The sequence below is a fragment of the Bacillota bacterium genome (genome assembly GCA_030705925.1).
Lineage (GTDB): Bacteria > Bacillota > Clostridia > Oscillospirales > Feifaniaceae > JAUZPM01.
Genome location: JAUZPM010000056.1, coordinates 1 through 14,470 on the forward strand (window position 1 = coordinate 1; position 14,470 = coordinate 14,470).

General features: G+C 40.4%; 9 protein-coding genes and 1 tRNA gene. 2 read left to right on the plus strand and 8 right to left on the minus strand.

Features of this window, described 5'->3' with window-relative positions:
• The 4 genes from Q8865_08760 to proB form a co-directional block, all read right to left on the minus strand.
• Positions 1-3,475 (minus strand): Ig-like domain-containing protein (locus Q8865_08760; protein ID MDP4153509.1); only part of this gene is annotated, 3,475 nt, incomplete at its 3' end.
• 270 nt (positions 3,476-3,745) lie between these two features.
• Positions 3,746-4,639 carry a substrate-binding domain-containing protein gene (locus Q8865_08765; GenBank protein ID MDP4153510.1) on the minus strand — a complete coding sequence of 298 codons (894 nt, stop codon included), beginning with the start codon at positions 4,637-4,639 and terminating at the stop codon, positions 3,746-3,748.
• A 157-nt stretch (positions 4,640-4,796) separates the two neighbouring features.
• Entirely contained in the window at positions 4,797-5,936 is a 1,140-nt protein-coding gene (locus tag Q8865_08770) for a hypothetical protein (protein ID MDP4153511.1), read from the minus strand.
• A 12-nt stretch (positions 5,937-5,948) separates the two neighbouring features.
• Positions 5,949-6,731, minus strand: coding sequence for a glutamate 5-kinase (proB, locus tag Q8865_08775; protein ID MDP4153512.1), 783 nt, complete (start codon positions 6,729-6,731; stop codon positions 5,949-5,951).
• A gap of 311 nt (positions 6,732-7,042) precedes the next feature.
• On the opposite strand from proB, the gene Q8865_08780 reads away from it, so the two are divergent.
• Positions 7,043-9,706 (plus strand): S-layer homology domain-containing protein, encoded by a 2,664-nt coding sequence (locus Q8865_08780; protein MDP4153513.1) that lies wholly within the window; start codon positions 7,043-7,045, stop codon positions 9,704-9,706.
• Between the two features lie 44 nt (positions 9,707-9,750).
• On the opposite strand, the gene Q8865_08785 is transcribed toward Q8865_08780, so the two are convergent.
• The 3 genes from Q8865_08785 to Q8865_08795 are packed head-to-tail and all read right to left on the minus strand — an operon-like array spanning position 9,751 to position 11,704.
• Positions 9,751-10,437 carry a YjjG family noncanonical pyrimidine nucleotidase gene (locus Q8865_08785; GenBank protein MDP4153514.1) on the minus strand — a complete coding sequence of 229 codons (687 nt, stop codon included), beginning with the start codon at positions 10,435-10,437 and terminating at the stop codon, positions 9,751-9,753.
• Positions 10,434-10,970 (minus strand): FumA C-terminus/TtdB family hydratase beta subunit, encoded by a 537-nt coding sequence (locus Q8865_08790; protein MDP4153515.1) that lies wholly within the window; start codon positions 10,968-10,970, stop codon positions 10,434-10,436. The genes Q8865_08785 and Q8865_08790 overlap by 4 nt, the downstream gene beginning before the upstream one ends.
• Positions 10,970-11,704 carry a hypothetical protein gene (locus tag Q8865_08795; GenBank protein ID MDP4153516.1) on the minus strand — a complete coding sequence of 245 codons (735 nt, stop codon included), beginning with the start codon at positions 11,702-11,704 and terminating at the stop codon, positions 10,970-10,972. Before Q8865_08795 ends, Q8865_08790 begins: the two co-directional genes overlap by 1 nt.
• 112 nt (positions 11,705-11,816) lie before the next feature.
• Between Q8865_08795 and Q8865_08800 the strand changes: the two genes are divergently transcribed.
• A tRNA-Arg gene (locus Q8865_08800) sits at positions 11,817-11,893 on the plus strand.
• Positions 11,894-12,122: 229 nt separating this feature from the next.
• On the opposite strand, the gene Q8865_08805 is transcribed toward Q8865_08800, so the two are convergent.
• Positions 12,123-13,904, minus strand: a complete 1,782-nt coding sequence (locus Q8865_08805) for an S-layer homology domain-containing protein (GenBank protein ID MDP4153517.1) — start codon at positions 13,902-13,904, stop codon at positions 12,123-12,125.
• Between the last annotated feature and the right edge of the window lie 566 nt (positions 13,905-14,470).

Below are 14,470 nucleotides of genomic sequence, written 5' to 3' on the forward strand. Positions count from 1 at the left end.
CAGCTGTATTTTTCTTCTTATACTGCACTGTCGGAACTGCGCCGCCATCAACCACAGTAGCTGTAAGTAGTAATGATTTTCCATATCCTAGCTCGCTTACCGGAGTATGTATAATTTGTTTTGACGTCGGTTTCACTACATTTATCTCGACAGATGCCGAGCCGGTGTTGGGCGTAACGGATGTATCGGTTACTTCGACAGTTATAGTATGTTTACCGATAGGGAGAGGCTTATCCGCAAATGAAAACTCAAGCGATGTCTCTGTAATATTGAGAAAGGGAACTATATAACTTTTACCATCGACCTTAACAGCTGCATTCAGACGGTTAATAGCCATATTATCCGAAAGAACCGCTTTCAATGTCCCTGTGTAACAGCCGTCAAAGCTTTGCCCCTTTTCCGGCGAAGTGATTGTTATCGTTGGCGGGATATGATCACCAATAACTACTTTATACGGCTCTTTTGCTGTGCCGCAGGTTGCAGAATTTCCGTTACCGTCGACAGCTTCAAAATAATACTCAATATAAGCGCTGCCGCCAACTTTATTAGCCGGTATCATTTGTGAAAGAGTAATATCAGTCTTATCTCTCGAATCCTCTTCCACAAAATTATGCTCTGTAACCGTCCAATTTGAATCTCCCTCAAGCCTGTAAAATATCCGTCCTGTCCTTATATCATTTGTGTCAGTCACTTGTGCCGCGAGCGTTACAGCACCCGGCGCCGTTTCTGACAGTGGTGTTGATGTAACCACCGGTGGAGTCGCATCATCTGTATAAGGCGGCTTTTGATACTGCTGAATATATCCAATATTATGTACAGTGGTATTTGCTCCGTCCATAGAAGGGTATGGACGCATGATGCCTTTTGCGCCATCCCACTTGAATTTAATTGATTTGTCCTCAGCAAAGTCAGCTGTTGCATAGAGATATCTTGCGGTGCAAACAACACTGTGCTCCGGTTTTACCACAGTCTGTTTTACTACCGCATCGATAACATCGGCATGTTTATTCGTCCTGTAACCCAGTTTAATAACGAACATCGAACATCTAGAGCCTGCATACTGCGGCAGATAGAAACCTGAAGGGGTTCCGTTTGTCATAGTATTGTCCTGACCAGCAAACAACAACTGGTCTTCTGATACATTTGGATTTTGTGACAAATAATCGCTTATTGTCTGACTATATGCCGGGTTAGCATTTTTAATCCATAAAACCATTGTTGATTTTGCTGGAAATGGCAAACTTTTAACCTTTGACTCATCACCCGCGGCACCATTTACGAAATATTTAGTAATAAAATTAACATATGTGCTGCTCGGACTTGTATATGAAGACGCTGCAAGAGCTTCTTCACTTGCAGGCTTAGCATCAGTTTTAAAACCTATTGCATAGTCTTTAAGATCTATTGTTCGGTCGGTATTATTATACATTTCAACGGACTCATAATAATCCGCTCCTTTATTGTCCTGCAAAACTTCTGTAATCAGTATTTCAGGTTGATCCGACGCATTAACAAACGTTGTTCCTGATTCAGGATAACGCAGGGTTGAGCCCGAAACAGCCTCGACATAATAATCAACTTTCCTTGCATTTCCATAGAATACGGAAGGTATGGTTGCTGAATATTTAGTTTTCGTAAGATTTCCGCCGGCGCTTTCCGATGCTCCAGCAGCCATATCCATTACGTTAAATTGTGTATCACCCGCTTTTTTATAATAAAGCCTTACACTTTGAATCTGCGTATCGCTGTATACATCTGATATGACGTTCATATCGGAGCCGGTTTTTACAAACAGATCTGATGAACTATTCTGCATCACACCCTTATCAGCACCGATAACAATGTTTACAGATTCAGTTGTTTCATTCTGAACGGGTCTAGCCTCGTCTTTTACCTTTACCGCAATAGTATGTGTACCCAGCGTTGTTATAGGATTGTCCGCAAGCGAGTATGTAAATCCTGAGGCTGTCGCACCCGGAACATCATATTCAGTTCCGTCAACAACAACCTTAACCGAAGATGTGTCAATTGTCTTATTATCCGAATAGGTCGCGGTTATTGTTCCGTCAAACTTCCACTTAAATTGTGCATCCGCCGCAGGCGCAATCACCTGCACAGTCGGTGGAACAGTATCTATGTGTTCATAGCTCTCCCTTAAATCAATAGATAACGGACTGCCAGCAGTACCTAAAGTAGCCGTATTACCAGCTCCGTCAGTGGTTTCTATATAATAGTCTATATAGTCTGAGCCCATGACCTCTTTGCTGTCAATATCGGCTTTAATGGATTTGCTTTTTACATCATTTAGGTATCTTCCGCTTTCAAAAACAAAGTCTTTAGTGATTTTTTTATAGGATGTGTCTGTCCAGCTTCTCCCCCTGTAGTAGACAGTGGCAGTGCGAAGATCTGTATCATCCGTTAATTCAGCTGATATGAACGGTGCTGCCACGTCGCCTTCCTGCAAAGTAGTGTTTGTAATTGTAGGATTAATAATATCTCCCGATATCTGCGGTTTTTGCCAGCATTCCATTTTACCCAGAGTATGAGCCGTTGTGCTTGAGCCTTTCATATCCGGATAAGGGCGCATTATTTTGTTTGTATCATCCCAATGAAACTTAATCGAATTGCCTGCTGGGAATTCTGCAGTAATAAAGTTATATCTTGCTGTGCTTATTACCTCGTTTCCCGGTTTTACTATTGATGTTTTATCAGCCGCATCGACCATTGTCTGAAAATCATCTGTCCTAGTTGCTTTCTTAATAACAAAAAGAGATACTCTTTGCTTTGAATGCTGCGGCAAGTAAAATCCCGACGCAGTGCCGTTTGTCATTTTCCCGACATCAGCTCCACTTACCTGCTTCCCTTCGCCCGCAATAAGCACCTGATCTGCCGAATCAATTTTATTTGTTGAAATAAACTGATCTATAGTCTGAGTATAAGTTGAATTAAGATTTTTAATCCAAAGCACCATACTTGAATGTGCAGGGAACGGAAGACTTGAAACTGTAGACTCATCGCCGGGAACACCATAACGGTAATATTTTGTTATAGCATTAATGTACGTGCTGCTCGGCCCCACAAGTGCAGGTGACGCAAGGGCTGTTTCATCGACTGCAACAGTATCTACTTTATAACCCAAGGCATAATCCTTAAGATCAAGTGTTTTGTCGGACGTATTGTAAATTTCGACAGCCTCATAATAATCAGCATCCGCACAATCCTGTAAGACTTCGGTTACTACGATATCCGGTTCATCAATAATGCTTTGCGCTGTCTCCAGCGCCGCATCCGGCTCACTTAATACTGCCGGTGTTTCTTCAGCCGGCTGCTCCGCCTTTTGTTCTGAAGGAACAGATGCCGCCTCTGACATAAACGACCCCAACGGGTTATGGGCAAAAACGGATAAAGGCATAAGCCCAAAAAGCATTGACGAAACTAAAATCAATGATATCGCTGATTTCAAAAACTTCTTCATATTAACCCCCCTTTGGTATTTTTCTTGGCAATAAAAACTCTCTCAATGCTTATTTAATGATAGCTCATATACTTTTTTGTTTCTATTGGGATAATAAACGAAATTTAGACCGTTTTTTTTCGCCATTCAACCTCCAGATTTCATTGTTTAATTTTTACAAATTTTATTATTGTGTTTGTATAATTTAGCCAATAAATTAGCACTTTTTCTTGTTAAAAATAAAAAAAGATACCCGTCAAAATAACGGATATCGTTGATTTGTTTTATATTTTATATCGAGTCTCTGATAATAATATCATACCCTATAAAAACCTTATCCTGGGGGATAACTCTTCTTTTTATTTTTTTTATAAGCATTTCCGCCGCCTTTTGACCCATTTCTTCCTGTCTGTGATAAACTGTAGTTAGGTTGGGCTGTATTTCGTATGAAGACGGAACATTATCGATACTACCGACCGAAATATCATCCGGAATACGTTTCCCAAGCTTTTTTATGGCTGTTATAGCGCCGGCTGCCATTCTATCGCAAAGTGCGAAAATGCCGTCAACATCCGGATTCTCATAAAGGAATTTTTCAGTAACAGCGCATGAATTTCTAAATCCGTATGTGCCGTAAAAAACAAGGTCTTTGTCAAATGGTATTCCGTTTTTATTTAAAGCTGAGATATAGCCTTTCAGCCTGCCTACAGTAGGACCTCTGAGGTTATTCGTCGTGAAAAAAGCTATACGTTTTCTTCCTTTTTTTATTATCATATTAACGATATCAAAGGCAGCTCTTTCATTGTCAGCAGCAACAAAAGGAATCTCGTCGCTCACGTTATGCCCACACTGAACAATAGGGAATCTTCTCGAAAGACGAACCATTTCTTCTGTATTAAAATAGGGACAGGCAATAATAAGGCCTGCCGCAACTTTTCTCGTCAAAAGCGGCAAGAAAGATCTTTGAAGTTCCTCGTCATTATGACAGTTCACAACAATAACCTTATAATCATAGCGTGATACCTCACCCTCAATCCCTTTTATAATCATAGAATTGAGAATATTGCTGAAATCAGCTAACATAACCATAATATATTTTGATTTAATAGTATAATCAAATGTCTGGTTTTTAAGCGGGTTATCATCAAGTATTTTATTTTCACCTACAAATTCAGAGTTGCTCATTGCCGCACCTTCCTCTAAATTTATTAATTCAATTCTACTATAAAACTTAAAGGTTATCAAGCTATATAATTCTATGCCTAATGCTGTGTGAATTTATCATCAAAAGGTACAATCAATAAATTAAACAGCCTTCTTGTAAAGAAGGCTGTTTAATTTATTATGATTGAGTTTTTAAAGATAATATTTTATATTTTGAATCCTTAGAGGGCTTTATAGTGATCAAAACTGTTTTTTTTGCGGCAGGCTTTTGTCCGGATCCGTCTTCAAACGCATACTGTTCAGACGGCGTTACATATTCGCATGTTAACAGCACCTGACCGTTTTTTTCACTGACGCTTTGCACCCGTGCAAAATAAATCGGATCAATTCCATAAGGCTGTGTGATAAACGATTTGTTTTCAGCTGAATAATCAAAAGGAGCATATACAGTTATTTTTTCCTTTGGAAGTTCTCGATTAAAATTAAAGCACTCATGAGCGGCGCTTGACACAGCGTCAAAGGGTATATGAACAGTGCCATCACTTTGCGTAAAACTGTCTGTATAATCTCCTCCCTGAGACAACACCTGCCATATTCCAAATGACAATAAATAATTGTCAGAAATATCATCAGCACTTTTAAAGTCAGGCATATCCTGCTGAGCTATGTTTGATATTGGCCCCGCATATATCATGTCACCGTTTTTTAAAGTAAGAAAATCCGTCGGTGCTACAAAAGGCGGAATGTTAACTTCCTTGCCGGCATTTTCGACGTTATCCGGAGCAAGCATATTATTATCATCAAACATGCCATAAACCCATTTAAATCCAGAAATCAAAGCAAGCACTATAATCGCAAGCGTCAAAAGGCCTGTCGTAAAAGTAATGCAAAAGTCTAATTTTTTATTTTTACTTTTATGTTTATAGCTTGGAAATTCAATTGTCGCACTTTCTTTATTTTTTTTATTTTTAGGCTTTTTTAAAGCCATATCATTTTCTGTTTGAATATCTTTTTTTTCGTCTATTTTATTTGGCTTGTCCTGATTTGCAGAAGCTGCCTTCGCGGCTTTTTGAGAGATAACATATTTAGGAAGGCTATTAGAAACAGGGTTTCTTTCTAATTTGCTTAATTCCTCGTCCGGAGGGACATTCTCAAAAAGTTCCTCTAAGGCCTTGTCGTCTACCGAGACACTATCAATATTTTTATTCTCTTCTACAACCGAACTTGAATTTTCAACTTCTTTTGATGTACTATTTTCGTTTTTGTGCGGCTCGTTGAATACACGTTCATATTCTGTTTTTTTATTATTATCAGGCATTATTCCCTCCGATTAATCTTTCCGCACCTGAAAATAGGTGCCACCCTGTTTTTTCTCAAGTATATCATAAAGAATGAGCGGTGATTTTGAACTGACTATGAACATGTCAAAATTATTAGCAAAAGCAATTTCAGCAGCTGAGAGTTTTGTCGCCATCCCGCCAGTTCCTTGATTTGACGAAACACCGCCGCCAAGTTTTAATATATCTTCATTGATCTCAGAAACTACGTCTATTCTTACAGCATCGGGGTTTTTATACGGATCTTTATCATAAAGCCCGTCAATATCGCTCATTAAAATTAGAGCATCCGCGCCCACAAGCTTTGACACAACTGCTGATAAAGTATCATTATCTCCGAATTCGATCTCTTCAATCGCAACAGTATCGTTTTCATTAATAACAGGTATTGTTCCAAGTTCTATTAACCTGTTTAAAGTATTTATTACGTTATCCATTCGATGTTCTTCATCAACGACATCTCGTGTAAGCAGAACCTGTGCGACCTTATGTCCATACTCTGAAAAAATCTTGTCATAGACATACATGAGTTCACATTGTCCAACTGCCGCCGCAGCCTGTTTTGTCGGCGTGTCTTTTGGTCTTTCATGAAGATGTAGCCTGGCCGCTCCGACACTGATAGCACCCGATGTCACTAAGACAACCTCAGTTCCACTGTTTCTAATGTCAGCAAGCGTGCGAACGAAATGGTCAAGAAAACCGAAATTAAGCCTGCCGTTTTCATATGTTAATGATGAACTTCCAATCTTCACTACAATACGTTTATAAAATCCCATAATATTTTCCTTATTAAATAATCTTTTTAAAATATCTAATTAATTAGTATACTGATTTTTATTTAAAATTGCAATTAAAAATCTCAATATTTAATCATTAATATAATGTCATTAAAAGCAAGAGAAAAGTTAAGCAATAATTAGATAATCATACATAAATTGCATCCTTCTTATTTTTTCTTCGAATACCAATAAAAACCGGTTATTACAGTATTATTACTGATTATTGTAAACCATTGAAACTTATTTTCGTTTTTGTTAGAATCCAAAATGTAAGAATGCATTAATATTAAACAAGAAGGAGGATTAAAATGATTAATGCTAAAAAACTTATTTCAATAATTGTTGCAATTGCGTTGTCTTTAAGCTTAATGACGAATATATTTGCATTTAGTGATGTTGAAAAGACCGACGCACACAGCGATGCAATAGGGCTGCTTACTTCACTTTCTATCATTGGCGGATATGACGACGGCACATTCAAACCTAACGCCGAAATCTCACGTGAAGAGTTTGCAAAACTTGTTTACGTACTTATGAACGGCAGCTCAAACGCTTCCTATTTTAATGGTAAGACAAGGTTTTATGACGTTGCTGCAGGCAGATGGTCGGCAGGTTATGTAAACTGGGCATATGAAATGGGCATTGTAGGCGGATACCCTGACGGCGGATTTCATCCAACAGATAAGGTAACATTGGCCGAAGTGTCAAAAATGCTGGATACAGCTCTTGGATTCAACGGCTTAAGCTTTCCTTACGGCTATATCAGCAAAGCATCACTTCTCAAGTTGTTTGAAAACGTTACCCAGGTCGGTCCCGACACAAAAGCAACAAGAGGCACCGTTGCGGAAATGATAAAGAATTCACTTTTTGCTTTGAATGTTCCGGCATTTATGATTTATGACGGCAACGGAAAAATAGCAGCAAGCCGCACAGCTGCGGAAGCAGTATTCGGCATCAAGGATGCTGTAATGACTCTTGAAGGCACAAGCACTGCACTTGGCACATCTTCAATCAATGAAGCTGGCGAAGTATATCTTACAGGTGATGTTGGCTCAGGAACTTATCTTTTTGACGGCAGAGTTGACAATCTATTAATGCACAATGTCAATGTATGGTATAAAGACACTGATAATAACGGCACTTTATCAGCAGCGGACGAAATTAAAGGCATTACCGAAGGGATTAACACTACGGTAAGCTATACAACAAGTGATGTTTACCAGAAAATTAACGATACAAACTTCTATGTAAAAAATACAGACGGTTCTGAAGTGAACCTTTTTGACGGTTCTCTTCCTTCAAAAATTATCGTAAATGGTAAAACGGCGGCATCATTTAAACTCGATATGCTTAAAAAGAACGATACTGAGATCACACTAATAAACAACAACAGCATATCAGGATATGACGTTGCAGTGATCAACGAGCGTGTCAACGATATTATAAGTTCTGTTGATTACAACCAGAAAAGAGTTGTTACACTAACAACCGGATATAAAAACTTTACCGATCGTGACGGCAACACCCTTGTAAACATCTCTGAAGGCCTTAACGCTCAGGATCATGTTATAGTAACTTCATCATCCTCTTACTTTGGAAAAACCTACAACATCGAAAAAGCTGATTATGTCGAAAACGTTGTCTTTAATAAACGCGGAACAGAAAAGTACACCCTTGGCGGAAAACTATACTATATTGCATCTGACGCAACAACACCGGCTCCGTCACAGGTTGGCGAGGAATACGATCTTGCACTTGACACTAAAGGCAACATCGTAAGCGCCGTGCTTTCAGACGAACGTGCTCTTGACAACTTTGCATTGATCAAAGATGTTAATATTGAAGGCCTCTTAACTAAAACTTTTACTGCAACTATCGTTTTACCGACAGGCGAGGAAAAAACATTAAAGATGGATAAAACCTTCTCAGACGGTAAATATTTTGACGGAGCAAGAGGATGGCTGACAAACGACGGTAAGGCATACGGTGAATCCGGATTCTCTTATGATAATATCGCAGTCATCGGCAAGGCATTCAGTATAGACATGTCCTACGTTTTGAGCAACACAATTTCAAGCATAAAGGATCTTGCAAACTCCAAGGGAATCGCAGTTGGAGGCGGAAACGGAACTTATGACAGTTCCACTGGTGCACTGAGCATTAACGGAAAAGTCACTGGCTTTGCAAACAATAACACAATCCTATATGTAAGAAAAATCGTACTTGGCGAGAGCGTCATCGAGGCTTATAACGGAAAAGACATCCCATCATTCGGTTCTACTAACGTAAGCGAAATTCTCATTGACAATACAGATCTTAGTGCAACTGCTCCTATGATCAAAATCATGGTTGCTGACGAACTGGCACCAAATCTACTTGAGGATAACAACGGCTATGGCATAATGATAGAAAAATCACTTGTAGCCGGATCACAGCGCGGCAAGTATTACTATGAGATGTCAATGGCAATCGGTGGACAGCTCGTAACCATCACAACAGACGAAAATACAGCTGAACAGCTTCTCCCGGGTTACGGCATTGCTGACAACACCTTTGTAAAGGTTGAACTTACAAACGACGGCAAGGCCGGTACAGTGACTGAGCAGACAGCTGGCACATCAGCAGACTTCCATGAGGGTTATATTAAATCAGCCAGCAGCATCGGTTATTATAACTTTGCTTCGTTCGACTACAATAACGACGGAGCATCAGGTGCAAAGATAACAAATGTTCAGGACAACTATTATAAACTTACAAGTGACGCCAAAATATACACTATGACAGGATCACCAATAGTAAACGGAGCTATAACAACCGCACCTCAGGGCGAAGCGGCAATAGGCTCAAAAACAGATCTTATCGCCGGCAATCAATATGTAAATTACGTTGTAATATATCACGTAGTTCCGGCAGGCGACGAAATGGGTATGGTAGACACAGTATTCGTATACCAGCTTCCCATTGAAGGCTAATTAATCAAAGTAAAATGGGCTGTCGTGTGACAGCCCATTTTATTTTATAATATTCTCATTATATCTTCATAGTTATAAACTACATATGTCGGAATAATATCTGTATCATTTTCCTGTTTTAAAGGGTTATACCATATAGTGTCACAGCCGAAATTCATGCCTCCAAGTATGTCCGAACTCAGTTTGTCGCCTATCATTATTGCCGTCGTCTTGTCCGTGTGTCTCGCTCGGCGAAGTGCTTCCTCGAAAATGCGTGCGTCAGGTTTCGGCGCCCCTGCCTCTTCAGATACTACCATCGCGTCTATATAACTTGCAATCGGTGACTTTTTTACTCTGCTGTACTGATTTTCTCTTATCCCGTTTGTCACTACCGCAACCTTATATTTTGAATGAAGGTATTTCACAAACTGTTCTGCACCGTCAATCAGAAACGCGCACTCTGCAAGTCCATTTAAATAATTGACATTTATTTTTTCAGCGTCACCCTGCAAACCAAAATGATCAAGATATCTTCTAAAACGCTCAACCCTTAACTCTTCACTTGTTATACCGCCCTGCTCATAAAGCCGCCAAAGTGACGCATTGATTTTCTTATATTCCTCACGCGTTTTTTCATCATGATAGACCCCCGCCCGATCAAGCGCATTTTTAAGGGAATGCTCTTCAGCTTTTGAAAAATCAAAAACAGTCTCGTCTAAGTCAAGCAGGATGAGTTCATATTTTTTAGTCATCGTACTTCCCTATTGTAAATATCATTACCTAATGTATCTATTGCAACGAATAGCGGAAACTTTTCCATATAAAGCTTTTTAACCGATTCACACCCCAGATCAAAAAAAGCAATCTCCTCAGCTTTTACAATATGCTGTGCTGCAAGAGCCCCCGCTCCACCTACCGCACAGAAATAAAGCGCGTTGTTTCTTTTAATTGCATCAATAACCTCCGGGCTTCTAACACCTTTGCCAATCGACGCAAGCAGCCCCAAATCATAAAGTCTTGGTGCGAACTTGTCCATTCTTCCGGAAGTCGTCGGTCCGCACGAGCCTATTACAGTTCCGGGTCTCGCCTGAGTGGGGCCAGCGTAATAAATCAATGCGTCTTTGATTTCATAAGGAAGTATTTTTTTCTTCTCAATAAGTTCAAATATGCGTTTGTGCGCGGCATCACGGGATGTATATACTGTTCCAGAAAGAAAAACAGTGTCTCCAACTCGGAGTTCAGCTTTTATTTTCTTAAGTTCGTCAGTAGTTAGGGTATATCTCATTAAACTTCTTCCTGCTTTTCTGTTTCTTCTGCTTCTTCTAATTCTTCAACCGGACACTCTTCTTCAAAATTGAATAATTCTAAGTCCTTTATTTTATTTTGAAGCTGTTCAAGCGTAACCATGCCGGTTCCCATTTTTGAGTTTATATCTGAAAGTCTGAAAGATATTTCATCTTTAGCATCTGTATATGCCTGTTTTAAAGAATTTATGTAATCACCGGCAGCGCGAACGTCAGAAATAAGATTATTACGAATTTCACTTGTTTTTTCGTTTGCGGACTTTATGATTTCATCAGACTGCTGCCGAACACTTACAAGGACTTCGGAAATCTTACTCATTTGACGCTCGTATTTATCAGCTTTTTCTTTAAATTCAGGCATGAGCTGTTCAAAGTCGTGAAGCCTTCTAGCAAGATCAGCGTTCTTTGCTCGCTCCTGCTCATAAAGATACTTGGTTTTAGTTATTTCCTGTGCAGAAGCGGCTGATACGCTTTTTATATCCGCCATTTCGGCACGTTCTTTGTTATAATTTCTCTCAAGTGCGTCATACTTTTCATTGAGTTCTTTTATCGTCTCATTCAGCTCGTTTATTTTTGCGTTATGCTGGCGTTCTGCCTCGTCCTTTTCCCTTTTGCTAGCAGTAAGCTGGAAACCCAGTTCTTCAATATATGCCGTTACATCCGATTTATTGAACCCGTTTACCGATGTTCGAAACAGCTTTTTATCGTCCTTCATAATAATCCTCCATTCATCCATAACATTTATTTTAACACAGAAACATAATGTTCGCCATAAAAATCGCTTTACTTGCTTAACGTCATTTGCTATAATTAATGTTGCACAATTTCCGCCGTTAGCTCACTTGGATAGAGCATCAGATTCCGATTCTGGGGGCAGGGGGTTCGAATCCCTCACGGCGGGCCATCAAGCCCTGTAGTCAATAGGCTATGGGGCTTTTTATTTTTATAATAATATTATTGCGTTATAAAATGGAAAATGTCAATATTTAATTTATTTTAGCAGTTAATCTTTTACTAAAAAATTAAACAAAAAGAGAGTTTCTCAACTTCAGCGAGTTTTATCAAGGATATTTTATAAAAAATAGAGCCGCAGAATTTTCCGCGGCTCCAGCATAAAAATGTGTTTTTACCTCTTACTGTTTGTTAACCCATGCGGCAATATCTGTTATCACTTGTGGGTCAACGTGATTTTGAGCGTTATAGACCGAAACATCTGGCGCGCCGTTTGCAGGGATCTGATTCGGCATAAACAGATGACTCAAGCCGTCGTAGAGTTTAAACGTCACATTGTTACGCCCCGCTAGCGTGCTCTGCCAGAGCTTGTAATCCTTGTCCGGATAGATTTGAAAATCGGCGCTGCCCTGGAGAATAAGCATAGGGACGGTTAGGCCTTTTACAATAGCCATGCTGTCGATGGCGTTAAGGCTTTTCCAATAGTTTGTGGGCATACCCATAATATAACCTGTGCCGCCGTTATCCAGAGTTTTCGTCTTTTCGATTTCGGCTTCGACCTGTGCAAGCAGATCGTTTTTCTGCTGCTCGGTGAGGGAACTTTCCGCTGCGATAGCCGCTTTGTTCTGATCCAGGCTTATATCCTGAAGAGAACGTAAAGAACCGGCCATTGAAATGAATCCTTTTATTTGAGGATTGTCGGCCGTGATTTTAGGCGCCATCATTCCTCCGAGACTATGCCCCAGTAAATAAATGCGATCTTCATCCACACGGCTGTCGTTACCAAGCAGTTTTACGGCAGCTGCCGCATCATCCAGCATTTCGTATGCGATTGTGTCGCCTCCGCCGGCGGGATACTGATATGTACGCTTGTTGTATCTCAAAGTTGCCACTCCCTGTTCGGCAAGGCCGTGGGCGATGTCCTCAAACGGACGGTTGGGAGCGGTGCCGACCGCCTCGTTCATGTCAGAAGAACCAGAGCCCTGTATGAGTATTACCACGGGCGGTTTCTGCACTCCTCTCGGCAGAGTGAGCATTCCGGGTAATTGCTTATCTCCTACTGATACTGAAACCTCGTCCCACTTCTCCGTAGACTGTGGCTTAGGCGAGTCTTTTGGTACAAAGTTAGTCCAGATACCGGTGGGCTTGCCATCACTGTCATAACTGATAGTTTCTCTGATGTTATAAAGCTTACAAGCAACGGAGCTTACCACAACGTCTTGGCCGTTCTGCCTGGTGTAAATACTGCCGAGAGATTCTCCGGGTGCCCCGGTTACTTGTATTATAGCATTCCAGCCTTGAAGCAGTTTGTCCTGAGTGATACTTTGCTGTAATTGATTGCTGCTGTCTTTATAGAAATCATTAAAGTTGCCTTTTATAAACTGGGAGATATAATCAGAAGTGCGTTTTTCTAATGTTGAACCGTTTATATAACGTGTTAAGATCGTCGCCACCTGTGCTCGCGTGGCGAAACTCTCGGGCAAAATTGACGAACTGTCTGTGCCGTTGATCAAGCCACAACAGATTGACCAGCTTATCGCACCCCGTGCCCAGTCTGCTACTGAAGAAGCATCGGCGTAAATGGAAAGATCGGCAACGTTATCCGTATTGCGGCCTTTGTACTTAGCATAACGTTGGAACATCGCTGCCATTTGTTGACGCGTGACGTTATCGTCCACGCCGAAGACGCTGTCGCTGTAGCCCGTGGCGATGCCGTTTGTCGCCGCCCATTCGACGGCATCGTAATACCACGCGGACTCGTCAACATCGGTATATTTGATGGTTTTATCGTTTTTTTTCGAGCCGTCAAGACGGTAGAGAACCGTTGCGAGCATAGTGCGGGTCATCGCTGAATCCGGTGCAAAGCTCTTATCACTCACGCCTGCCATAAGGTCGTTTTGCACCGTGTACTTCACGGCGTTGTAATACCACGCGCTGGATGCGATGTCCTCAAACGGTGGCATCTCTGTAATGGTGGGAGCGGCAGTATCTTCCGCCAACGCCTCGGCAGGCAGTATCGACAGGGCCAGGACGAATGCGAGAAATAAGGATAATACTTTTTTCTTCATTTTTTCTTCCTTTCTACCATAAAACACGGGATGTATTTTTTTATCTATTTTTATATCAAACGCTTCTATGAATCAGCATGATTTGATTTTCACCTTATATATAAATAAAGCGAATATACGATTGGAATGACCACAACTAATGAAATAACTACAATAAACATGTAAGTAAATCCATTCTCCAATCGTAACCAAAGGCTTTGCAGCCTTGCCTTTAACAGATGTTCTATTTACTGAAATATTGACAACGACATTAAGTAATATCATTAAAATAGGCAAAACAAATATTACAAAACTCTTTTTGAGCATAACCATTTGGGTTTCCGCTGGAATCTAAATTAACGACCATCGATTCAGGCAGTTTCCCACAATAAATCAAACCTAAACAATTGGTAACAGGAAAATCAGGGAACCGATCCACAAAGGACGGTCAATCCTTTTTCTCATTATCGTTCTCTCCTTTA